A 25,191-nucleotide genomic window follows, 5' to 3' on the forward strand; every position below is an offset into this window, starting at 1 on the left:
AATAAATACAATAAGGCTGACTTTACATGAAATTATTAAAAACTGCTGTCGTAGCGACTACATTGGCACTTTCTTTAGGATCACTTTCAGCTACAGCTGATGTCTGTTTAGGCATGGCCTGTATGTATAACAGAATGACTCCGATTGAAGGAATTGATGCTACTTTGGGTCAAATTACTGAAGCATTGAAAGCCATTGAGATAAGAAAAAGCGGCGGTGCAACAGACAGCGTTAAAGCTGGCGAGGATCCCATTATCGTAAACATCAAAGATGCCTTGAAGTTGAGTAAGGAAATCAATGCTAATGACAAGCTTGACCGGAATCGTAACCGCGCTAATGGCTATTTGAAACAAGCCCGAGGCGCTGTAAAAGGCGGCAATTTGGCTAAAGCAACCGAAGACCTGAAAGAAGCAGAGAAACGTTTTGCAGAACTTAAAACGATGATCGACTTAACTCAAGCCGATAGAGTATCGCAACAGACTAACCTGTTAAACCGCATTATGGACACGCCAGATGAAGCATCCGGCGCTCGTTGATAATACAGTTATAAACTTCGCAACAATGAAACCAACACAGCTGGTTCAAAAGAGCACAAACACATAAAAAGCGTTAAGTAACTTACATTTCGTGGCACAGTCAGTATAGGAAAAGATTTTGCTTGTCGCTTAATCCCCCTCGATTGACTGTTTCGTTTTTTATCGTCTCATAATGCAAAGTGAACCCCATTGTCCAGACAAATTATTACTGAGTTTAAGATAGAGCCCTGTTCCCACTCCAGCTGAATAGCGCCGTCCCAATTCTTCTAAACGGGGACTGACGCTTCCGTCGCCTCGTTAAATTTATCCACAATCGTGGCACCACCGCCCGCAGCCATCCGATACACCACTTCTGGCGTTTTTAACCCAATAAATGCGGCGTGAGCTCTCTGCAACATCCCTGTTGCAGAAGCCTTTTCAATCAATCACCTACACCCAATAAAATGCGAGGGATTAGCAGATACGATCAGAGTTTGTCAAAACGATCCAAATTCATCACCTTGCTCCATGCATTGACAAAGTCCTGAACGAACTTTTCTTTGGCATCGTCAGAGCCATAGACTTCCGCAACCGCACGCAACTCGGAGTTGGAGCCGAAGATCAAGTCGACCGGCGTAGCTGTCCATTTGACCTGTCCATTTGTTCGGTCTCGCCCTTCATAAATACCCGCTGATGATGACTGGGTCCATTGGGTAGCCATGTCTAGCAAGTTTACAAAGAAGTCGTTGGTTAAGGTGCCTGGCCGGCTGGTGAATACGCCGTGTTGGGAATGGCCGGCGTTCGCATCCAGCGCGCGCATACCACCGACCAGCACTGTCATTTCAGGCACGCTCAAGGTCAAGAAGTTGGCTCGCTCGACCAGCATTTCCGCCGGTGACTGTGAGTTTTCCTTGCCGAAGTAATTGCGGAAACCATCGGCTTTGGGTTCCAGGACCGCAAAAGAGTTGGCATCGGTTTGTTCCTGCGTGACATCCATCCGGCCCGGACGGAAGGGTACCTGTACCTTGGAACCGGCTTTTTTGACGGCTTCTTCGACCGCTGCGGAACCGCCCAGTACGATCACATCGGCGAGCGACACCTTCTTGTCGCCTTTCAGTGAGCGATTAAAGTCGCTCTGGATACTTTCCAGTCGATTCAACACCTTCATAAGTTCAACACTGTCGTTGATCTCCCAATCCTTCTGCGGAGCCAGGCGAATTCGCGCCCCGTTCGCACCGCCGCGCATATCCGTTCCGCGGAACGTCGCTGCAGAAGCCCACGCCGTCCTAACCAGCTCCGGAATGGTTAAATCGGAGGCCAGGATAGCCGACTTCAGTTTGGCTATGTCTTTATCATCGATCAGCTTGTGGTCGACTTTAGGGATAGGATCCTGCCAGATAAAGTCTTCGGCCGGTACCTCGGTACCCACGTAGCGCGCCTTGGGCCCCATGTCGCGGTGGGTCAACTTGAACCAGGCCTTGGCAAACGCGAGCTCGAAATCCTGGGGGTTATCCAGGAAACGCTTAGAAATTTTTTGATACTCGGGATCCATTTTCAATGCGATATCGGTCGTAAACATAATCGGCGTGTGGCGCTTGTTCGGGTCGTGCGCGTCCGGAACAAAGTTGACGCCTTGGCCGTTTTTGGGAATCCATTGTGTCGCACCGGCCGGGCTCTTGGTGGTTTCCCATTCAAACGAATAAAGCCAGGTCAGATAATCATGCGTCCAGCGCGTCGGATTGGTTGACCAAGCACCCTCCAGTCCGCTACTGACTGTATCTACGCCATGACCTGTGCCACATTTGTTAGCCCAACCCAGGCCTTGTTCTTCAATGCCTGCGGCAGCCGGTTCTTTGCCTACACATTCTTCCGGCTTATGCGCGCCGTGCGCCTTGCCGAAGGTATGTCCGCCTGCAATCAGCGCTACCGTTTCTTCGTCATTCATCGCCATACGGCCGAAGGCTTCCCGGATATGTTTGGCAGCCGCCAACGGATCGGGGTTGCCTCCCGGACCTTCCGGATTGACGTAGATCAACCCCATTTGCACGGCAGCCAACGGTTTGGCCAGCTCGCCTTGAGTGTCATGGCGCTCATCGGCAAGAAATTTCTTTTCCGATCCCCAGTTGACGATCTCGGCTTCCCAGTCGTCTGCGCGACCGCCCGCAAAGCCTATCGTTTTGAAACCCATATCTTCTAAAGCAACATTGCCGGCCAGCACCATCAGGTCAGCCCAAGACAGTTTGCTGCCGTATTTCTGTTTCACTGGCCACAACAGGCGTCGGGCTTTGTCCAGATTGACGTTATCCGGCCAGCTGTTTAGAGGCTCAAAGCGTTGCTGGCCACCGGACGCGCCGCCGCGTCCGTCAAAGATCCGGTATACGCCGGCACTGTGCCATGCCATGCGGATGAAAAACGGCCCGTAATTACCGTAGTCTGCCGGCCACCAAGGCTGGGAGGTTTTCAGTACGGTTGCGATGTCCATTTTCACCGCTTTGAGGTCGAGGGTTTTAAATTGTTCGGCATAGTTGAATGTTTGACCCAACGGATTGGATTCTGCTGTATTCTGGCGAAGCGGTTTCAGATCCAGCTGATCCGGCCACCAAAAACTATTCATTGTCGGTTGTGTCTCGGCCAAAGCCGGATTGCCCGTCAACACCGCTGAAACGGCTACTGCTAACGCAGAAACCAGGAAAGTTTGTTTCATATTCATAATGTACCTCTTGTTCCTTGTTGGGGTGATGCGAAAAAGCATGCTGTATTTGTTCAGTTTAGGTACCGCTTCCGAATAGAGTCTATCACGGCTAAACAATTGGTTATCGTGGCGATAACATCTCACCTGTCCAAAACATTTTATTTTATGAAGTAGTGTCTTTACTACGTTTCAAATTTGCGGATTTAGACACTGACAAATGCTTATTTCGGCGAATGTATTGAACCGGATAACGCATGATTTTTGAAATTGATTTCATCGATAGCGCTATTTTTCAAATCAATAAGGCATAGTCTTAAGATGTTATCATTCGGGATAGTCTGGCTATTTGCCGATCAACTCTCATTTAAGCGGTTAAGAATCGATGAACTTGCGTGATTTGAGCTACCTCGTCGCGGTAGCCGATTTAAGAAATTTCAGTCAGGCAGCCGAACAGTGTTCAATCGGTCAGCCAACCTTGAGCACACAGATCAAAAAGCTTGAGGATTATCTGGGCGTAGACTTATTTTTGCGCGAGAAAAATAGCGTAGAGGTGACGGATACATGCCAAGAGATTTTGCCCATTGCGAGACGAGTACTCGTCGATATTCAGACCATTAGACAAATCGCCGCCCACGCCGGTGACCGGCATCGAAACCAGTTATCCATCGGCGCGTTTCCCTCTCTGGCCAGTTACGTGCTGCCGGAATATGTATTTCGAATCAAGCAACACTTTCCTGAACTAAAACTTCAACTGGTCGAAGAAAAAACCGATTCACTGATTCGATTACTACTCGACAAAAAACTTGATGCGGCGTTGTTGGCCTTACCTGTGGAACACGAGACTCTGGAGTACCGGATGCTGTTTGACGACCCGTTTACCTTGGCCGTGTGCGATGACCATCCTCTGGCTCAACAGGAAGAAGTAGACCTCAACAGGGTGGCTAAGGAGAATTTGCTGTTACTGGATGAGGGCCATTGTTTGCGGGATCAGACCTTGAAGCTGTGCGATCCCTCCCGATTCGTGGAGCATGACTTCCGGGCTTCCAGCCTGGAAACCTTGCGTTTCATGGTCAAGAACGGCGTCGGGGTGACGCTGATGCCTTCCGTAGCGATTCAGCCGGACGATAAAGACATTCGCTATATCAACATCCGTCAGCGACCCAGTCGGACTATTGCACTGGTTTGGCAGCAGAATCATCCTCGAAGCTTGATTCTTGAGACATTGGCCAAGCTGCTGGCCTATAAACCACTGCCCTAGCTTCGTTTCTGAAGTTCGGTAAATGAGCAAGTCCATAATCAGCCTGATTAAACCTAATGCGGGCGTAACTACTCGCCCACTTGAAATAGAAGGTGTAGGTGATTGATTGAAAAGGCTTCTGCAACAGGGATGTTGCAGAGAGCTACATGGATGTATTCATGCGTCCTTTGAAATCAAGCACCTACACCCAATAAAATAGGAAGGGGTGAGCAGATACATGCGGGCTAACCATTGTTCGACTGGACTGGCCTCTTGCGTAGCCAATAGGCTTTATGCAGGCTAAAGCAACTGCGAAGGGGGAACGGTATTGATAAATGGAGAGCGCCCAATTTAAATCCCAGCCATTTCAAGCCTGTCCTGAACAGAGCCGAAGGAATCAGCCAGGGCGCGTGTCTGATCAAATAACGGGTTTCCGAAAGCACATACCGTAAACCTTCACCGGAGGCACCGCCAAAGGTCTGCTGCAACCATGAACTACGGGCATGGAAAACGCCTATATCAAAATAACGTTTAAATTCGTCTACAAAACGATAATCGTGAGAGTGAAACACTTGAGCATCCGCACAATAGGCTATCTTCCAGCCCGCAGTCAGCATTTTTCCGGCGACATAGGTGTCTTCATTCATGATCGTATCTACGGGAAATCCGCCCACCATCATCAGTGCGTTTAGCCGGTAAGCGGCAAATGAATTGGATATGAAAACTGTTTTCAGTCCGTACCGTTTTTTATCTTCCATAGTTCGCAGCTGACTTTCAGGCGGATAGTTGAAAAGGCGGGCGTGAGCGGCAATGGGCCCGGCGTTCTGATGTGGAAGCTGGCGCCCGTAGGCTGCTCCGACACGGTCATCATCGAATGCGGCTAACAATCTTTCTAAGACATCGGGACTGGCTAATAAAGCATCCTGAGTCAGAAAAACAATAATATCCGGATCAGGCAGCATACTGACCCCTGCCTGTCGGGTGCCGCCATGGTTAAACTCGGCCTTGGCAATGACTTTTACGGCAAAACCGCGAGCAAGCGCCATGGCCACCGTATTGTCGGTAGACGAAGAGTCGATCACCAACAAGTAATCCGGCTTGCGGGTCTGTTGTTCGAACTTGTTGAGCCAGTCCTCCCAGAGAAGGCCCGCATTAAGCGTGGGCACAATCAGGCCGACCTTATTCATAAGAGGATCTCTCGGCTGCAGGCTGCTGCAGGTGAGTGGGAGCCTTTTGGGTCAACACCTGCCATACCTGCTCACCCAGTTTAACCGGATCGAGTTGCTGCTCAACAAACCGGCGTCCATTCAGCGATAGCCGTTCCCAATCCGAGCGCGTCATGGACTGGGCATTAAGAAGTATTTCAGCTACCGAAGCTTCGTTTCTTTCAAAAACCAAACCGGCGTTCAGTGCTTCCAGATGGTCCCAGGCCAGGCCTCTTGCCACCAATACCGGACGACCTGCAGCCATAGCTTCTGCCACCACATTACCAAAGTTCTCCCGCATACCACCGGCCTCTTCCAATCCGGACGGCAATACCAAAAAGTGACTGGAGGCCAGCAATTCTTTAACCTCTTCGCGCTCCAGATAACCCCGATAGCTGATGGCGCCTTGAGACTCTTCAACCAAATCCTGAAACTCTTCAAAATAGTCGCCATCAACGCTTCTCCCTGCGATCACCAGCCGATCAGCCGGTCTGCGCACTTTCAGCCAGACTTTGATGAAGGCATTTATGCCTTTTTCCTGCTGCACATGACCCAAAAAGCATAACTTCAAGCCCTCTCCTTCAGGATAGTCGCTTACCGAAAAGTCACGGCTGCCGATGCCGTTTGGAACCAACAGTATCCGGGCATTTTTTCCGAGTACATTACGAACACCTTCCGCCTCTGTTTCACTGGTACAATGCACGGCGATAGCCCGGCTTAACGTCGGGAAGGTCAACCCTTTATAAAACAGCCATTTATGAGGCTTTTTTTTCCGAATCAGGTCAACGTGTTCGGGCATCAATCCGCCGTGAACGGCCACCATAAACGGTCGGCGCAGCAAAACACAAAATACAGCGGCAAGTGTAGACGGCCAGGTCGCAATCCCGTGAATATAAACCACCGGTGCCTTTAGACATAATTTGAATAACGCAGTCATCGCGCCCAAGCCAAAGCCCCAACGCCTGAATCCGTAACACCTATAAAGTTTAACTTCCACATGCTCACCCAATTGAACCTGTTCAGGCCGCAATCGCCCCTCAATGGATTCATCGGACGCAACGAGCATTATTTTATGACCGGCCTCAGACCATGCTTTGCTCAAGACGGCTGCGGTAACTGAAACACCACCGTAGCCTTTGGCCGGTGGTATATGTGTAGCCACTACTCCCACATCCATACTAATTCTCCTGAATCTGACTGTGAATAAATAAAAATCGGTAGATGATTGTCTTGATCGAGTTAACGCCCATAAGCCAGGAACCCGCGCCAGATACCGATAAGATTGTAAAAAGAATAAGCCAGCTTTTTGGGGTTCAATAGCAGCAAAGCCAGCATCATTTTTAACAGCGGCGCAACAAACATCTTGCGGACAATGTAATAAAGAATGAACCCATCCTTCTGATTGGCGAATTTTCTTATGTAAGCCCCAATGCCCGTGGAATAGATCAACATTCTCCCTGTTCCCAGTTTGTAGTGATCTTTATCCGGGTGATAGATTTTAATGTCGGGGTTATAAAAGGCCTTACTGCCAGCCCTGAGCAAGCGGTACAAAAGCTCAAAACCTTCCGCGCCTGAGTATTTGGAACCAATACCAAAGTCGTGATCAAAATAGAACTGGGTTCGGTCAATCCGGTTCAGGTCAAAAAACTGGGTAAACTCCACACCCATCATTCTGAACCGGGAAAAGTAGCAGGCTTTGGGACTGTTAACGCCGATACTGAAACGGCTGGATGAAAACTGATAGGACCCGGCAACCAGAATGGCGAGGTTTTCGTTGACTGAAAACTCATTGACCACTTTCGAAAGCACCTCTTTGTCGTAAGCACAATCATCATCAGGAAAGGCAATGATTCTGCCTTGAGCCTGGCCTATTCCATAATCTCTGGCTCTGGCAATCCCGGTAAAATCGACTTTGACATGCTTGATAGTGAGGCTGTGTTTAAAGGGTTCAACGATGGCATCAATTTTGCCGTCCGTGTTCTGATCGATGATGATCAGCTCAAAGTCTTTATAAGTCTGCTCACGGACAGATTCCAGAAAATCCTTGAGCTCTCGGTCTCTGCCCAATGTTGCTAAAACCAGTGAAACTTTCATATCAATCACCTTTCCTGAGTTTTGGCTTTGGCCTGCACATAGATGGTTGCCTCATACCAGGTAAACATCAACGCAAACTCCAAGCCCGCAAAACCATCCAAAAAACCACCCCGAAATACAAAGTGGTATAAAAACCGGGCCATAATTCTTAACCAGGAACGCCCCAGAAATACGCTTAAACGGCCGCGACGCGTCATCACTGCGCCTGCTGCCGGTTGCAGAACGACTTCTTGCGCCGCCTTATCAACGTGTTTGTGCATCCATTCTATGATTTCACCCTGATAAAAATAATGCTCATAGGCGATCTTGGAATAACCGATCCGGCAGGAATCAATAACGGCTTCCCCATGCCCGGTATGATTTCGAACAAAGCGGGTTGTTGCCCTGCGCACCAGTCTGGGATGAAAAATGGGATAACCCGGCGCGTAATTGAGCCGCTTTCCTCTAAGATAAAGAACCGAAGGCACCATAATCACATCCAGTTCATCGTTACGGGTCATTTCATCTTCAAACCAGTCGTAAAAAGTCTGAGGATAGATTTCATCCGCATCAACAAACAAAATCCAGGGTGTGCTGATCGCGCATTGCCTTATGGCAAAGTTGCGCTGTTCGGCAAAACCCGGCCATGGATTGCTAAAGATGCGGCATCCCCGGTTTTGCGCGAGAGCCAACGTATCATCGGTACTTCCTGAATCGACAATGACAATCGGATAGCGTGCAGGGATAGCCGCAAGACATGCCGGCAGGTTGCTTTGTTCGTTTTTGGTCAAAATTACAATTGTCAGCATAGGATTACTCCTTCACCGCATATAAATTGATGTAAATGCCTAAACCGAAGCGATGCATTAAAGCGGCAAACGGCCTTTGTAGTGAGTTGACCAGACGATCAATATCAGACGCCACCCTTCCCTTCAGCCCCATTCGTTTGGATAATGCATTAAAAGGAATTCGGGTGATTTGCTCGATCTTGACAACCCGGAAGCCATTGCTTTCGACCAGGGCTTTTAAGCCTTTCCCGGAAAAGTAATTCACATGCTCCGGCACCCATAAACAGGCGTTGTCCTTTGTTCCCAGCAGTTTGACTAAAAACGAATGGTAATTGGGCACCGCGCAGGCCAATACGCCTCCCGGCACCATCATCCGGGAGACCTTATTGATCGCTTTATCCGGTTCGAGAAGATGCTCTAATACCTGAGACATCATCACGACGCCAAACTGCCCGGACGCTTCGTAGTTTTCAAACATCACCGGCAACGGGTCATCACCGTTCAAATCCCTGAATACCGCGTTTTCATAAGTGCCGGGATTGATGCTGACGGTGCGGTAACCCAACTGTCTGAGTGCCTGGGTGTAAAAACCGAATCCTGAACCTATATCAAGCGCCTGAACATTTCCCGAATGGTTGAAACTGTCAGCCTGCCGACTCATTCTTGCTGCATCAACGGTGCAGTTAGGAAACTCGGCTTCTCTTGCCAATACGTCTTCAAGCGTAATGGACTGGGTCAAGGCCTGCCCCGAATACTGATAGATGGACTGTAACCATGCCAGGTGCGGAGGCCGATTCAGGAAACCGGTTCCGCAGCAATTACACCGGTAGATATGAAATGCTTCGTGATTGGCGTTTTCCGTATACTGGAAGTTTTTCCTGCGCCAATAGCTGATTTCCTCAGCCTTACAGGCCACACATTCATGCAAAACATCTCCGTACTGTGCTGAAACGGCTGATACAGTCGTCATATTGATCCCCTTGATTCCTCTTAAACGTGTTGACCCAGTAATGAATTAAAAGTCACTATTTGCGTTAAAAGTGGGTGTCGCCCCGGCACGGAATGCCGGGGTCCAGAAGCCATGGACGGCGTTGGACTTTCACATCCTTGTGACCTGGATTTCGGCAATCCATGCCGGAATGACGGCGTTAATGTACTTTCAACTACTCACGCGAACAGTGCTGATTAAAAAACCATGCCGATAAATGCCTCTATAAATTTAGTAACCCATAACTCTTCAATTTTAATGTTGGACAGGCTGGGTCGATTGACAAGTGTCACCTTTTCTACGTTGAAACTTTGCACCCATTCACCGCCTCTTCCACCCGATCTTTGCCATCGCCAGTTTCAAAACCGCCGGTCATCCGCCAGGGTTTGGCGAGCATTGCCAAGACTATCGCTTCAACGCCGAAATAAATGCAATTGGCGAATGCGGCGCCCGGCAAACCGTAATGTATAACCATCAACGGAATACTGACTGCCGCCGTCAAGGCGCCGCATAAGCGTCCGGACAATAACAATCGTGTCTGTTTGTTTGCCAGCAGCGGTTGAGACAACACCATCCCCAAAGCGTGTAACGCGCACCCAACTGCAATAGCGGGTATTAACTCGACTGAAGAATGATAAGATTTGGCAAGCAACCAGGTGGTCACCCAGCCTTTGGACAACAGCAATAAGGTCACGCCGATGATCCCTAATGCGACAACGCACCCTATCCAGATCCATAAAATTCTGAAACCTTCCCTGGCCTGATTCCTGGAACAGTACTGAAAATAAACCGGCTGAAAGATACGTAACAAAACCATCGCGCTGCGATTAAACGCTTCGTTGATGATCATGTAAGTCGCTGCATATAAACCGACTTCCGCCGCCGACAATAAATAACCGATCACATAGCGATCACCCATGCCGTTAACCCAGAATAACAATTCCATGGGAATCAACGGCAACGCATAAGTCCAGATATCGGCTTTGAAATTACGGATCCTGGACGGGCGCATCTGTTTCCTGGTTTTACTGCGATGAACAAATGACCAGACCCGATTGGAAATCAGGCTCGCCAGGATATACCCCAACAATACCCATTCCGGTTTTTGACCACCCCACACGACCAGCGAAATCGCCAACAGAGGGCGTAAAAGACTGTCAGTGGTCTGCCACAAACTTGCGCTGCGTTGTTTGCGGCCTCCGATGAGTAACTGAATCCCTAATTCTCGCCGCACGGTCACGATCAAAAGTAAACCGGCCAGCAGATAAAGAATAAAATCGCTGTGATAAAAATGACGGTAGATTAGGCCTCCAACGAGCAGCAGTGCTACCGCCAAAGCGGTTGATCGGGCCGCATAGCCTGCTACAACCTGGTACAACTCGGCACGTTCCCATTCATTCTGGCATTCAGGCACTATTCTCATGCCCGCGCAAATAAAAGGGTAAGAAAACAAAGCAACACCCAGTGCAACAAAACCATTCAACAAGGCAACCTGTCCGTATATTTCAGGACTTACCAGTTCGGTCAGCATTCGGGTGCCGGCCAGTAAGGCAATTGCCGAAACTATTTGGCCCAAAATGACCCAGAAGGCATCGCCGAATAGTTGTTTTTCTCTTAAAAACCGGAACAGTTTCATTTTCTAAAATACCGTATTATCAGGACGATCTGGGGTAATACGAACCGGAGACAGCCTGCCAAGCCTGAGTTTTCGGCCGGTATCCCGTGCCTAATACCGCTCCCCACAGAAACATCAGCATTGCGTTTTGGGGGAAATATTCCCACATGTTAAAAGTGAGCCCGGCAACAAAAATAAACATCACGACCAGGACTTTATTGGGGTGAACCGATAGCGTTGCCGTTGTCCAAAGAAATGCCAGATAAGCCAGCAGCCCCAGCAATCCGTAACCGTTCAAAAGAAATAGATAAAGGCTGTCGGAATCGAATTGACCATGAAAATGTTCGGCACCAAAAAGAATGTTGATGGTATTGGAACTCAAGCCCAGCCCCCAGCCGAACAATAAATCCGCAGGCCCATGGATTTGCTCCGAAAACACCCGTTGCCAAAGATCGATGCGTCCATCTTGGGTAGGATCGGCATCATCACGACCACTTAGCAAAGGGCTGGACGCCATGATCAGCGCACCCACAGCCAGCAGTGGCGCAGGCATGATCATGGCCCAGCGGTCGCGAGGGCGAAGTGCCGCGTAAATCTGAAAATAGATGACCAGCAAAGAACTGATTAACGCCGTACGTGAACCGCTCAACAAGGCCAAAAATACACTGACCGCCATCCATTTACGCATAGACGGAACCAGAGAAAACAGCAGCGCACAGGTCGCCATGGTTGCGCCAAAAAGATTGGGGCTGACAAAAGTCCCAAACGGGCGCCCGCCCCCCATAATTGACACACCAAATAAAGGCGGCGCCCACAACGCCTGAGCTATCGCCAGGACAGTCTGGAGAACCAGGTAATAACGAAGATAATACGCAAAGCGGTAGATCACGGTTTCACCCGCCCCCAAACGGCTGACCGCAAAACCGATCAAAGCGACAGGCAGGTATTCAAATACTCTCAGTCCGGCCATGGGCACTACCAGCGGCAGGTCCAGATACAGCGCATAAGCCACTTCAAACAAGACATAAGTAATCAGGATTCCCAAAAAAGCAAATACCGATCCCGTCAGAACACCTTTGCGCAACCGGGGTTCAACAAATGCATAGCCGATCAAAACAACCAGCATCAGTTCGCGCAGGATACGCAAACCAAAATCCTGTTCGCCATACACTTCCTTCACCCCATTCCACGCAGACTCGACCTGCGGCAACGAAGCCAGGGTCGATGCGCTGACCAGAGCGAACAAGAGAACCGGTAAATCTTTTTCAAAGCTAATTCTCATCGTTTAGACCTCTGCTATCTCATCGGGATTTTCATCAATCCCTGAAGCCAGCAGAAAATCAGGATCCTTATTCCTGCCGAACCAGTCACCCATCGCCTGATAACTGGCCGTCCAAAGCGGTACGCTTTTAGAATCTTCACCGGCACGGTTATAGGCATAGCCATAATAGGGATAGTATGACGAGCCTTCTTTCAGATCATTGATAATAAATCCGTTCGGTTTGACACCGACCTGCTGGAATCGTCTAAAACTGACTTCCAATTCCTGCGCCGTATAGCGCCCTTCCTTGACGACTAAAAATGTGGCATCGGCGAGCTTGCTGATAATGGCCGCATCGGTAGCCGCCAAAATGGGCGGTGAATCAATTACAATATGGTTGTAAAAGCTTTTCAGCTGATCCAGCGTTTCTTCCAGATTCCCCATCACCAGCAATTCTGCAGGATTCATCACCATACTGCCCCTGGGTATAAAATCCACGCCGACATCCGGTAGGCTGACGATAATGTCGCCCAGTGAAGCCTTGCCGGCCAAAAGATCGGACAATCCCGGTTGGTTTTTTATGGAAAAAGTCTCATGCAAACGGCCGTTACGCATATCGGCGTCAATGATCAACACACGCTTTTTGATACTGGCCAGCAGGGCCGCCAAATTACTGGAGACAAAGGACTTACCCATGCCCGGTGCGGGACTGCCGACCATAATGACTTTGCTTTCACTACTGGCCAGTGTTGCCTCAAGATTGGTCCGAAAACTGCGCAAGGATTCGACAGAAATATCAAGCGGATCCTGGCTGACCAGAATACCGGACTGACGATCCTTGCCCTGACCGATGAGTTTGGCCAGACGGTGTTGCTTCTTGCTGTGCGGAATAGCGGCATATAACGGCAATCCCACCTGATATTCCAACAAAGCCGGATAATTATCGTGGCGTTGCAATGAATAGCGCAAAAACACCAGCGCCGATCCGGCTGTGAATCCCAGTAATCCTGCAATCGCCAGCATCAAACCGGGTTTTGGCCAATACGGTTTTTCAGGGGTCACGGCGTAATCGATGATACGTGAGTTTCCCAAGGAACCTGCCGCCGCTATACGCTGTTCCTGAGCGCTGTTCAACAACGAGGTATAGAGTTCGGTATTGACCTGAACATCCCGCGATAAGCTGACCATGTGTTGCTGAGTGCGCGGTAAATTTTTAATCCGTTTTTCCAGATTGCCCAACTTAGCGTCAATGCGTCTGATCTGGGCCTTCGTAGCAATCATGTCCGGATGAGCTGCTTCCAGATGCTGATTTTGCTGTTCGTACTTTTGTTTAAGCTGAATATTCAGCGTCTCCATCTCGGCGGCCTGTTTCAGCAATATTTCAGCTTCGGCCGGAATATCGACGGCGCCATGCGTTTGCCTGTAGGCGCTCAAACTTTGCTCTGCCTTTTCCAGCCGTTCTTTGACAACCGGCAACTGACTTTCCAGAAATGCCAGCTTTTGACCGGCTTCCGCAGACTCCCAATTGACCGTAGCATTGACATAGAAAGAGGCGATGTCGTTGACGGACTTGGCCAATTGCTCAGGATCCCGGCCCTTCAATTCAACACTGAGAATATCGGTATCTTTGGAAACCTCTCTAACGGTAAAGGCTTTTTGTAATGTTTCGATGGCAGCCAGCGTGGTGGTTCTGCTCAATTCAAAATGGGTGCCGGGATTGGCTTCAAGCTCAATAATCTTGATGACGACAGGCTCAGTCTCTCCGATGTTGATTGAAACAGTATCGCCTATAGATCCATCAACCAGCGCTTCATCCTTCGGACCGAGCAAGCGAAAACGACCTGATTCCAGAGCAACCAGCGTAAACTCTTTATTCAAAAATCGATCAGGCACGGTAAAGGTTGCTATTTTTAACTTTTCACCACCCCAGGCCCAGCGATTGAATCCCCACCATGGCTCGGCAATGCCGTCATCGGCATTATGCACCCTGGCCAATGTCTCACCGATAACCGGAAAGTAAGCAGGAGTATATTCAACCACCAAATTCAAATCATCCACTACCTTACCCAGTACCGATCGTGACCTGAGAATTTCCACTTCGCGCTGCGCTCTGGGACTTTCAGTTTCAGCCGATGCTCCGTTCGTGTCGCTTCGAAGTGGCGCAGCCAATAAAGCCTTGTTTTTGTCAATTCTCAACAAGCCATCGGCTTTATACGTGCGAGGCGCCAAGACTAAATAGATCAGGGTGATCAACAGCACTGAGAATAAAGTCTTGAGAATGGTCTTTTTACCTTCTATCAATAAATCGACATAGTCTCTGATACTGACACCCTGCTCCTCTAATCTGGACGGATTAAGCGGCGGTAATTCCGTGCTTGCTTGATTTTTATGATACATAGTCTTTCATGCCTCACTCGTTTGAAAAGCCGCAACTGGCGAGTCAATCGCTACAGTGCTGACCCTACCGGATACGTACTTTTTGTGATGTCTCATGCCTTTAAATTCCATTAGAGCCCCATCATTGCGGCTTGCGACATGATAGCCGTAAAGGATGACGGTAAAATCTGGTTCAGCACTCTGGACCACTGTGTCACCCCGGCGGTACCTACAAAAACGGTATCATGCGGTTCCAAAGCAAACTGATCGGCAAGAATCAACGCGTCGGGAGATTCGGCATTCAGCTGGAATATTTCAGGATTCATATCTCCTGAACGAATCACGTAAATTTCTTCCGGCCTGGACATATTGAAGTCGACCCCATAGGCTTCTGCCAGCGCTTGTGCCAGGGACATCTTGCCCTTATTGATAGGCAATGCCTGCTGCCTGCCGACTTCGCCCATAACAAAAACCTTGTTATCCTTACTGTCAGGAATATTCAGCACATCACCGGCTTTAAGCAGCAGGTTCTGGGTGGTATTGCCTTGTTCATAAAGCGCCAGCACATTGATTTTGTATAATTTGCCATCTCTGGCCAGCGATACATTGCTCATATCGGCATCTTGGGTCACACCACCGGCCCGGCTGATCGCTTCTGCTACCGTCAATGGCGTTTCAGTTAAAGGCTGAATCCCCGGCATTTTGACTTCACCGACCACAGCAGCACGATGACTCTGGTAAGAAAGCACCCGAACGTCGAGTTTGACTCTCTTAAAATAGTTGGACAGCTCTCTGGTCAGCAGACTTCTGACTTCGCTGACCGTTTTTCCGGCAACCTGAAGTGTGCCGACATAGGGATAATAGAGCTGGCCATCGTCATCAACGACTTTTCCGGCCAATTCGGGAAGTATCTTTTCACCGCCGGGATCATTCAGCTCGGGGTGATCCCAAACGGTAATCAGTAATCTGTCATGCGGACCGATCCGGTAAGTCGCCTGACTGATGTCCACCGGAGGCAGATTATTGACTGCCTGGCGCCTGGAGTTTTCCCTATCTATGATCAAATCTGCGGTAATAGGCACTATCCGGGTTTTTGCCTTGACCATCTGGCCGTCTTTCATAACCGGCACCTCAAGATTCGATAAGTTGTTATCGGCTTGCATTGTCATGCCGGGCGTCAGGGAACAGGCCGGCAGCAGTAAAACCGACATCAATGGAAGTAATCGATTCATGGCAGGATTTCCTTAGTAGGCGTTTTTATTGATAAAACCGGTCAACACGGTGCGCAGAGCGATCTCCAGATCAAACCACACCGACCAATGCTGGATGTAATACAAATCGTGTTCTATGCGCCGGTTCAAATCGGTATCACCGCGCCAGCCATTGACTTGTGCCCAGCCGGTAATACCTGCTTTGACCATATGTTTCTTCATGTAATTTGGTATCTGGTCCTTGAACACTTCGACAAAATCAGGGCGTTCCGGACGAGGCCCTACCAGCGACATATCCCCTCTGAGCACATTGATCAGTTGCGGCAGTTCATCAAGACTGGTTTTTCGCAAGAATCCGCCAAACCGAGTCGCCCGGTTTTCGCCGGGTTTTGCCCAGACCGCGCCGGTTGCTGCTTCTGCATTAACCGGCATAGACCGGAATTTCAACATCGTAAATGAATGATTATTCCAGCCCACCCGTTCCTGCCGATAAAACACAGGGCCTGGTGAACTCAACTTGACGCCGATAGCGATGAATAACAGTAAAGGACTGATCAGCACGAGCAGGATTAATGCCGACAATCTGTCCATGATTTCTTTGACGTAGCGATTAATACCATCGAGGGGCGACACCGAAAAATCCAAAGTCGGAATACCGGCCACCGTGTTTAAACTGAGGAACTTACTGTGCTTGAAAGCAAAACAATCGATCACTAAACGAATACTGACCGGTAAATGTCTCAACTGATATTGCGCTCGTTCGGCAAGTGATTCGCCTGGAAAGGCAATCCAGACTTCGTCAATGGCTTCCCTAATGACAATCGCGTTCAGATCTTGTAATTCACCGAGCCGGAGCAGCGATAAATCGCCCACCGATTGCCTGTTTTCGGACCGGTCATCGACATAACCGACCACTTGTAATCCTGCCCAGGACGAATTATTCAATTGACGGCTGACCGCAACTGCCATCTGATTCAGGCCTACCAGCAAGATGCGACCCTGAGACCAGCCACGAGAGCGTAACCAGTGCAGTAATTGGGAAAGAAGTCCTCTAGCCGTGAGAATAAACAGTAAACCCAGCGACCACCAGGTGATGATCCAGCGATAACTGGAGCCGAACCAAAAATGCAGCCGTATCGACGCCACTATCGTAATCACCGAGACGACGGCAAATATCCAGGCTCTGACGATACGTGCGATTTCTCCGCGCATGACATCATTACGCCAGGGTCGGTAAACCTGGCCAATTTCAAAAAAGATAATGGCCGCCAAAAGCCCTAATGCAATCACAATCCGGTAATCCTGATCGATCACCACTTGCCGTAGCCAAAAATAATGAGACACCCAAGCCGCAACCAGCAGCATCGCCAGATCGACGATACGCAACAAAAGGATTACTGTATGGCCATATTGCTTGAAGAGCCCGTTGAAAATGTTGCTCAAACCGAGTGGCATATTCGTTAAACTCCTATTCTGTCTGTGATCAATGATAAAGAGCTAAAACCCTTCATCGCCAAAGTCATCGCGACCTGCGTATTGCATAAATCGCTTCGATTGAGGGATAGATTACAGAGGCAAGATGAGAGAAAACCTTTAGGTTTGATTAAGATTTGATGAAGATCGGATTAATAGTGCGTGAAAACCCGGCAAGCAATGGTTTGCATAGGATGGGCAAGCAACTTAAGCATCCTGCCCATTCGCAGATGCTTGAACCTGTGGTAAGAGGAATTAAATCCCGATGACTATCTGGTAATAAGGACATTTTTGTTACCCAGCCTGACGGTTATTATGACCGGTTGCAAACTGGCCAACAGTAAGTCTTACGAAAAAAATCGCTACTGAGCGTTGAGAGGACGCTTTAAAAAGCCGTTGAAGACCAGTCCTTCGGTCATGCTCGGATTGTCAAACCATCAGTCACTGGTCCTTCGGAAAACTGTTGAAGAACGGATCGCAATCTTATTACAAGGCAAAATAAGCTTTAACAAAGTAGCGTGACAATAACAAATCAGGGTTAATTATTCAGCAATATCAAACTGGGAATTGCTGTTAATTATTGCGCCTTCCACTTCCTCAAACAATCGCATAGATAACGATCAGGCTCGCTTTCACGAACCAGCATCAGAAAGACATACCAAAGAATCAGACTGACAGTGATCATTTCACCGCCGTCTTCAATAAGGCCTATCAGCAAACCGATGACAGTGCCTAAATTAATCGCGCTATGCACCATATCAATGGCAACTCCAAAAAATATCAAGACCAGAATCAGCAACGCAATGTCTTCTGAAACCTTGCGAAAAGCCCTGGAACCAGTCATATAAGCCCATGAGAGTGGAATAATCAGTATTGCAGCAGCCATCACTGAGACCGCCAATTCACCTAAATCCTGCTGTTGAAGTCCAAGCCGCGGCATAAAATCAAGCTTGCCGGCGATAATGTCTCCTGCTCGCTCATGCACCTGCAAAGCATCGTCAAGAAGAAAGTAGGCAAAAACCACTACCCATGCAAGATACTGCTTTGAAGCCATTTTTGATGAAATAAAGACCAGGGTGATGATAATCCACAGCCATTTGATGTATTGATAAAATTCCGCATAGCTTTGATCCGTCTCCAAACTCAGCAAAGGAACTTTGAGTCCTGGCACGACAATATTAAGACAATGCAACACGACAAAAATGATATCTGCGCTAAGCAGCAATACCAGGAAAAATAAAGCACTCCGTTGGTTAAATGATTCAATACAGATAAGTCGTTCATTATGTTGCGCTTGCATGCTTGCTCCACGTTGTCCAATCGTTCCCATAAAGTATAGCTTTCGCACTTCAAATTTCGGCAGTGTCTAAGGAGGCAACGGGGTGTTCGGCAAAGGCTTTGCCAGCATGGATGCTGGTATAGAGCCTACATGGATGTATTTACGGCGTCCTTTGACGGGCAACCCGGTGCCGAATTTCGATCTACGATGGGTATAACGACCCCCCTATTGGAATTGAAGGTAAGCAGATACACCAAAAAATCATGGCACCTATTCAGAGGAGCAACAAAACAAAGGCAATCCAACCTACGCTGAATAATTACAAATCGTGTAATTATCGAAGCTTAAAACTGTGTCAATCGATCATAGTCCGAGCGCGTCAGCACATAAACCGGGCTGGAAGAAATCGGTATGTCGGCAAGGCCTGAGGCATTAACTGTTAATGCCTGCTGCCTGCCAACCACATCCACCAGTACCCAGGATTTAGCTTCATCGAGCGGCAGTTGCCAAGTAGAAGAGACTTCATCGGCACGCCAAATCATGAAGGTTTCGCCAAAATAAGCCGCCTGAATGTGGTCGTCTTTAGTGTCTATCGCTGTATAGGATAAACCGTCGATTAAAGCACCGGCCGTATATAAAGCCGCCTCGCCCGGTTTATGTCCCATCGAATAATCCCAGATTCGGCCATAAGCCAGATCGTATTCGTGACCGATGCAAAAAGCCAAACCCAGGTAATTGCTGCGACTGTTGACCCAGGCGATCATTTTTGCAACCTGCTCTGCCTGCCAGCGCCGTCCGGTTGATCCATGCATGGCCTTCGCACCGGTTTCTCCCAGCCAGAAAGGCAAGCGGTTCTTGCTGCCCAGATCGGCATAAGCAGCAAGAACGCCTGACTCGTCTTCCACGTCACTATTGCCAATGGGCCCTTCAAAACGTGGCGCATTTTGAGGATAAGCATGAATATCCCAAGCGTCTTGATATTGATCCAACCCTAACTGCAAAACTTGCCTGAACCACTGCCCAGCACCTTCCTTATCGCCAGGCCTGACCAAACTACCGCCGACGTAATGGGCATCACTGCGCCGCTGATGAGCCTGTTCATATTCTCGCTTGGCTCGTTCCACCCAATGAGCAGGGTCACGCAACTTTTGCCATTCAGGTTCTAGTCGAATATCGATCTCGTTGGTCGATTTGAAAAACCGCGTAAAGGCTCCCGCCTGATTAATGAAATTTTTAGCTTCTTCAGGATGATCATTAAGCCATGGGCTATCGCCCGAAGAATCGGCAAACAAGACCAGGCCGCGTTGTTTGGCATCTTCCCACTGATCTTTATACTTCGTATCAAAACCCGGATAACTGCCGACACTCTTAAAGATACCCATCCGTTCCAGCCATGAAAAATAGCCGCCTTGCTGCATAAAGCTCTTATCGCCGTCAGCCAAGGCATAATAATTGTTGTTCCATAACTTTTTCCTTTCCAATCTCAGTTTCTGAGCGGCGTTGCCACGCACGACTGAAAACCCATCGGCGGGATAATTCATGATCAAGCGGCCATCTGGCGTATGTAACGATGAATAAACGGCATAGTAACCGGGGTGTTCAAGCTTGCCGAAATCAACTTCAATTTGCCCCGGAAACAAACCTTCAACTTCCCGAACGGCAACATCGTTTCCGCTGTAGTCGACCAAGCGCAAACGCAACTGTGCCTTGAATCTAGGTAGCGGCACAGGCAAGCTGGTTTCCTCCAAAATAGGATGCCACCGCATGTCTACGCGCAGTTTGATCATCTCGCCCGGATGGGGCAGATTTGCAGGCGCTTCTACAAAGATTAGCGGGCGCAGCCTTGTAGCGATTTTATTTAACTCGAGATCAGCGTTGGGATCAGTCAGTTGTGTCAGCATATTGTTTATAGGTCTGCCGCTCTGATCGGTGAATAAAGCAGCGAAATTAAAGCGTTGACCTTGTTCATGCTGCATCACCATTTTTATCAGTAAACTATGCCATCCCTGGGGCAAATGCAGTTCAGCAACTTGGGATGAACCGGACTGGACCTTCGAAACCCCCGACGGGGTATCGAGATCACCAGTAAAATTGAACGGTTTTCCGTCCAGCCAGCCCTGGCTGACAATGCCCGATTGTTTCAAGTGCAGCAACGTTGTTGTGGCCTTGTCGGCATGCAGATACAGCTGGGCATAGCCGCTGCCGCGAGACCAAAGGTAGGAATGTCCGGTTAAAGTCTCGATATCTGCAACACCACCGGCTTGCGTCCGGGCAATGCGCCAAGCCTTCATTTCTCCGCCCATCATTTGCAGACTTAGATAGGGTTGATCCGGATTAGGGCGTAGCACGGTTTCGTTATCTATTCCAAAATTTGAAACACCCGCAAGACCCGCCTGTAAACCGCCAACCAACCAGGCAACCGGCGCGCCCTCGCTAAGCGTTGACGCTGCTGATTGTTTGAGCTTTATTGGCGATGGCAAAATGCCAGAATTAGCCGGATCAGTAAGAAAATGCGCCACGTCCGCTTCATTTTCAGGCTGGGTCAGAACACCCAAAATGCTGTAATGATCATCCGTCATTACCGCTGCAGGCAAAGAGGAAAGATTCAGGCTTTGAGCCATGATTTCGGCAGATTGTCCCGATAGATAGGTTACTGCAAGATTTTTATAGCTTTGACGGACACCCCAGGCAACCAAACCGCTAAACAAAACGTCATTCTCATTGTCCTTACCGTCAAGCACATAAAGGCGTTGCGGAGCATCCGGAACGGCCTGAATCAATGCCAGGAAACGATGTCTGGCCTGGGCCTGATCTGTATCCATCCAATCATCCAACTGCGATTTCTTCTGGAGCAGGAATGCGTCAAAAACTTTAGCGACATCGGCCTTACCACTATTTCTGATCTCCAGCCAGCGATCACCCGGAAACAAGTTGAATCCGCCATTGGCCTTTATCCACTGGTATTCCCAAGGCGTAGTGTTGATCAACACAAAATCGCCGCGCATGGACAGATCATCGGGCTTGGGTCCGGCCTTAATCGTGAATTTTTGACTGACCTGAGACACTTCTCCACCCGTTTTGTAACGCGCAAAGAATTGATAAAGCCCCGGCATAACGGCGGGTGTGAGTTCGAAACGAAAATCTGCATTCCAGGTTCCAAAGCCCTGATGAAATACCTGAACTTCATCCCTTTCGGTCAGCAGTGACTCCGTTCCTGGACCTTTGGCGGCCGTCCCTGTCTGAACCTGCACTGCAGGGTCCTTTTCCATGGACGCAAAAAAGGGTGCGCTGCCTAATTCCAGTAAAACCAGAGGATTGTCAGTTGATCCCTGAATCGGCAGAACAGGACTGAGCAAGAAGGCATCGAAGACTTTGGCATCATGACCCGCGCCGCTATTACGCACCTCAATGACGGTATCATCCGCTTTGAAAATTATCGGCTCATCGGCACTGAGCCAAGCATAATCCCAACCTTTTGGTTTTATCGTTACTACCGAGCGCTTCTCCAACCTTTTCGATTCGGGCCCCGCCCAAATTTCAAAACTCTGCACGCAGACATCCGGTTCTCCCCCCTGCTTCCAACGCGCTTTAAAACGGTGAGGTTTGGTTAATAAGCCGGGATTAATGTTAAAACGAAAACCGACCGTCCAATGTCCAAACCCGGAATGCAAAGAGCTAATCTCATCCTTTCCTTCCTGAATCGATGTGGTTTCGTCATGGTTTGAAACCTGCCCGTTAAACACAATTCTGGAATGATCGTGAACAGCAGGCAATGAAGACTCCTTGCCCAACTCAAGAAGAATTTCAGGATTGTGCGCTGTATCTGGGACCGGTAATTGTGTAAATCCGTCAGAGCCTGAAACCGATAAAATCACTAATGCCAGCCAAAATGTTTTTTCAAGGAAAGGAAAAAGGGTCGAAAAGTTCATCAAACAACTTGCCTTTCATGTCGTTGCGGTTGAGATTACTCTACCGAAGCAATATGAAAATAAACCGGGTAGTTTGATTAGGATTAAATTAAGATCGAAGCCTAAATGCTGTTGACAAGCCCCCATGAAAGGGATTCTCTCGTTCCTAGAATGGCTTTCCCCTGCCCAAAATGTCGCTGGAATATCAAACTGGAAATTGCTGGAATATCACACTCACTGCAGACAAACCAGTGGTTGAAGTTATAAAATTCGCGCTCCTTAGTGTACTATTCAGAGTTAGTTGCATATTTTGCTTTTTAGGTATCCCGGTGTAAATTTCAATAATTGCGTTTTGTTTCATTTAGCCCGCCCTTCATTTTCCTATCCAAACTGAAATCAATGAAAGGACAAAAGACTGCCTTTTTTCTGAAATTGTTCAGAAACCCTGATTTTTCGATGCCTTGGAGAGGAATCACACCCCCCTCCATGCGTATTTATTTCACCCGTTTATTATCGTTAAAATCACTCATTATCCTGGGCTTTGTAATTGCCGTGATGCCGCATTTTTTAGGCGTAATGTATGCCTCTTTTGCGATGCGCGAAACGGCCGGATTAGGCAGAACCTTGAACTTTCAGGTCTTTGAACAAACCAAGACGATTCGTCAGGTTTTACAAAAGGCGTCCGATATCGAACGCAAAGCCAGGCTTTTTGTGTTGTTGTCAGATCCTGCACTACGTCAACCTTATGAACGGCAATCGTATGAATCCGTGAGAGGCGCATTTAAACAGGCCTTGGATGAATTGTTAAAACTTCATGTCGATAATAAAATTGCTCTGCTGGTCAATGAATTATCGGAAAAGGAAAACCTGATTTACCAGCAAATTATCGGCTCGACGGATAATACGACCATCTCTATGCCCATCGATAAGGCCTTTCAGGGATTACGAGAATCCTCCAATAATCTTTCCCGTCAATTCGAGCAGCATGTTGAGCATGAATTTAATGAATTACGCAGGCAGTCGGAGTCCTTGGAGCAAGGACTGCTGGTCAAAGGTACCATTCTGTTGATCATCTCGATTATCTTCATAGTGGCCTTATTGATTACGCTTTCACGCTCAATGCGGCAATTGGATGCATCGATTCGCCGCCTCGGTTCCGGCGACCTCGCCGAACCGATAGCAGTCACAGGCCCTGCCGATCTTCGCTATTTAGGCGATAGACTTGAGTGGTTAAGAACACATTTAATGACGCTGGAGGTTTCAAAACAGCAATTCATGAACAATGTTGCCAAAGAGATTGAGCTGCCGCTGAAACAGATCAGGGAAAGCGCACAACGGGTTGCAAACGAAGCCGAACAGGACCCCCTAGCACCGCGTCAAGACATTGCAAAAAACCTCTGTGCCAACATCGAAAAGCTCAAATCTGTATCTAAAGAGTTGATCCGATACAGTCAGATCAACTCCCAACCGGCAATGAAACTTAAAGAACACATCAACATGAAAGATCTGCTTGAGTCGGTGATCGATCAATTTCATAGCGATCTGGAGGCTAAATCCATCAGCCTGAAACAGTTGGTCCGACCGGTCCGCATTTCCGGAATTGACGAGCAATTGCGCAGCATTATCGAGCAGTTGCTTGCCAATGCCGTCAAGTATTCACCCACGAACGGCGAAATTCGCATTATGCTCCGCGACTCGGGAACACAGATGGAATTGGAAATTGAAGATGAAGGACCGGGGATTGACCCTGACGAACGCGAGCATGTCTTTGAACCTTTTTACCGCGGCAAAACCGCTGAAAACACTGACGGTGCAGAAGGATCAGGACTGGGTTTGGCTATCGTCAGAGAATATGTTGCCAACCACCAGGGCAAAGTTGATATTATCGATTCACGGCAAGACCAGCATGGCGCCCGTTTCAGGGTTCAAATACCGCTGACCGAAGAAGTCTGATGATCATGGAATTACCTTTACTATGTTTTTAAATACTCTACGACGCATAGCGTTAACGCTTACTCTAGCCTTGATAACCGGTTGTACACAAACCCATTCCAGCTATTGGCAGAACCGGTTTCCAACCCATTTCAATAATGACCCTTACACTCAAATAGACGTTGATGAACTGCTGAGTTTTGGTGCAAACATGGCCAATGTGCCGGCCGCATCACGCGCTGAACTGTGTAAATCGTTACTGATGCGTCAAAAAAGTTCACAGGATGCCGGCATTCAATTGCATCTTATGGTTGGCCGTCTGCTTTCCGACAGCTGCGGCTCGATTCCCAGCATTCTGGAAGGAATAAGGGCTATCCCTACGGATTACCTGTCCGACACACGATTGCAAAGGTTGGTTTCCATTAATACGGAAGCGTTAAAACGCATGGATTATAGCCCTGGAAAGCGCAGCAGTATTGAGCGCAGTTCCCAAAAAGCTAAACCGCTTATCAAATCGAAAGACGCCAACGAAACAAAGCCGATGAATCAGGATGAAAATCGTCTTTTGCGTGAAAAGCTGGAAGCCATCAGATCCATGGAAAAGCAACTGGATGAAAGCGGCGACGGAAGTCAATAGC

Annotated in this window: 17 protein-coding genes; 4 read left to right on the forward strand and 13 right to left on the reverse strand. The window is 48.6% G+C overall.

Annotated elements, in window-relative coordinates; translation table 11 throughout:
• Nucleotides 1-26 precede the first annotated feature (26 nt).
• A complete protein-coding gene (locus Q7V32_RS04615) occupies nt 27-536 on the forward strand; it encodes a hypothetical protein (protein WP_304895809.1) in 510 nt (169 codons plus the stop codon).
• A 466-nt stretch (nt 537-1,002) separates the two neighbouring features.
• Here Q7V32_RS04615 and katG read toward each other — a convergent pair whose 3' ends face one another.
• Nucleotides 1,003-3,225, reverse strand: a complete 2,223-nt coding sequence (gene katG, locus Q7V32_RS04620) for a catalase/peroxidase HPI (protein ID WP_304895810.1) — start codon at nt 3,223-3,225, stop codon at nt 1,003-1,005.
• A gap of 364 nt (nt 3,226-3,589) precedes the next feature.
• Between katG and Q7V32_RS04625 the strand changes: the two genes are divergently transcribed.
• Entirely contained in the window at nt 3,590-4,465 is an 876-nt protein-coding gene (locus Q7V32_RS04625) for a LysR substrate-binding domain-containing protein (RefSeq protein WP_304895811.1), read from the forward strand.
• A 224-nt stretch (nt 4,466-4,689) separates the two neighbouring features.
• Here Q7V32_RS04625 and Q7V32_RS04630 read toward each other — a convergent pair whose 3' ends face one another.
• The 12 genes from Q7V32_RS04630 to Q7V32_RS04685 form a co-directional block, all read right to left on the reverse strand.
• Nucleotides 4,690-5,631, reverse strand: a complete 942-nt coding sequence (locus Q7V32_RS04630) for a glycosyltransferase family 2 protein (RefSeq protein ID WP_304895812.1) — start codon at nt 5,629-5,631, stop codon at nt 4,690-4,692.
• Nucleotides 5,624-6,826: a glycosyltransferase gene (locus tag Q7V32_RS04635; RefSeq protein ID WP_304895813.1), complete on the reverse strand. Its 1,203-nt coding sequence runs from the start codon at nt 6,824-6,826 to the stop codon at nt 5,624-5,626. The genes Q7V32_RS04630 and Q7V32_RS04635 overlap by 8 nt, the downstream gene beginning before the upstream one ends.
• Nucleotides 6,827-6,888: 62 nt before the next feature.
• A complete protein-coding gene (locus tag Q7V32_RS04640) occupies nt 6,889-7,743 on the reverse strand; it encodes a glycosyltransferase family 2 protein (protein WP_304895814.1) in 855 nt (284 codons plus the stop codon).
• Nucleotides 7,744-7,748: 5 nt separating this feature from the next.
• The gene (locus Q7V32_RS04645) at nt 7,749-8,531 is read right to left on the reverse strand and encodes a glycosyltransferase family 2 protein (protein ID WP_304895815.1); all 783 of its coding nucleotides are present in this window, start codon (nt 8,529-8,531) and stop codon (nt 7,749-7,751) included.
• 4 nt (nt 8,532-8,535) lie between these two features.
• Nucleotides 8,536-9,480: a class I SAM-dependent methyltransferase gene (locus Q7V32_RS04650; protein WP_304895816.1), complete on the reverse strand. Its 945-nt coding sequence runs from the start codon at nt 9,478-9,480 to the stop codon at nt 8,536-8,538.
• A 316-nt stretch (nt 9,481-9,796) separates the two neighbouring features.
• Nucleotides 9,797-11,134 carry a lipopolysaccharide biosynthesis protein gene (locus tag Q7V32_RS04655; RefSeq protein WP_304895817.1) on the reverse strand — a complete coding sequence of 446 codons (1,338 nt, stop codon included), beginning with the start codon at nt 11,132-11,134 and terminating at the stop codon, nt 9,797-9,799.
• Nucleotides 11,135-11,153: 19 nt separating this feature from the next.
• Complete coding sequence (locus tag Q7V32_RS04660; protein WP_304895818.1) at nt 11,154-12,395, reverse strand: O-antigen ligase family protein; 1,242 nt, start codon at nt 12,393-12,395, stop codon at nt 11,154-11,156.
• A gap of 3 nt (nt 12,396-12,398) precedes the next feature.
• A complete protein-coding gene (locus Q7V32_RS04665; protein WP_304895819.1) occupies nt 12,399-14,771 on the reverse strand; it encodes a polysaccharide biosynthesis tyrosine autokinase in 2,373 nt (790 codons plus the stop codon).
• A 110-nt stretch (nt 14,772-14,881) separates the two neighbouring features.
• Nucleotides 14,882-15,982: a polysaccharide biosynthesis/export family protein gene (locus Q7V32_RS04670; RefSeq protein ID WP_304895820.1), complete on the reverse strand. Its 1,101-nt coding sequence runs from the start codon at nt 15,980-15,982 to the stop codon at nt 14,882-14,884.
• A gap of 12 nt (nt 15,983-15,994) precedes the next feature.
• The gene (locus Q7V32_RS04675) at nt 15,995-17,416 is read right to left on the reverse strand and encodes an undecaprenyl-phosphate glucose phosphotransferase (protein WP_304895821.1); all 1,422 of its coding nucleotides are present in this window, start codon (nt 17,414-17,416) and stop codon (nt 15,995-15,997) included.
• Between the two features lie 595 nt (nt 17,417-18,011).
• The gene (locus tag Q7V32_RS04680; protein WP_304895822.1) at nt 18,012-18,734 is read right to left on the reverse strand and encodes a hypothetical protein; all 723 of its coding nucleotides are present in this window, start codon (nt 18,732-18,734) and stop codon (nt 18,012-18,014) included.
• A 323-nt stretch (nt 18,735-19,057) separates the two neighbouring features.
• Nucleotides 19,058-22,642 carry a hypothetical protein gene (locus tag Q7V32_RS04685; protein ID WP_304895823.1) on the reverse strand — a complete coding sequence of 1,195 codons (3,585 nt, stop codon included), beginning with the start codon at nt 22,640-22,642 and terminating at the stop codon, nt 19,058-19,060.
• A 378-nt stretch (nt 22,643-23,020) separates the two neighbouring features.
• Between Q7V32_RS04685 and Q7V32_RS04690 the strand changes: the two genes are divergently transcribed.
• Nucleotides 23,021-24,574, forward strand: a complete 1,554-nt coding sequence (locus tag Q7V32_RS04690) for a sensor histidine kinase KdpD (RefSeq protein ID WP_304895824.1) — start codon at nt 23,021-23,023, stop codon at nt 24,572-24,574.
• Between the two features lie 22 nt (nt 24,575-24,596).
• Nucleotides 24,597-25,190, forward strand: a complete 594-nt coding sequence (locus tag Q7V32_RS04695; protein WP_304895825.1) for a hypothetical protein — start codon at nt 24,597-24,599, stop codon at nt 25,188-25,190.
• Nucleotide 25,191: the final 1 nt, after the last annotated feature.

The sequence above is a fragment of the Methylicorpusculum sp. genome (genome assembly GCF_030651835.1).
GTDB lineage: Bacteria > Pseudomonadota > Gammaproteobacteria > Methylococcales > Methylomonadaceae > Methylicorpusculum.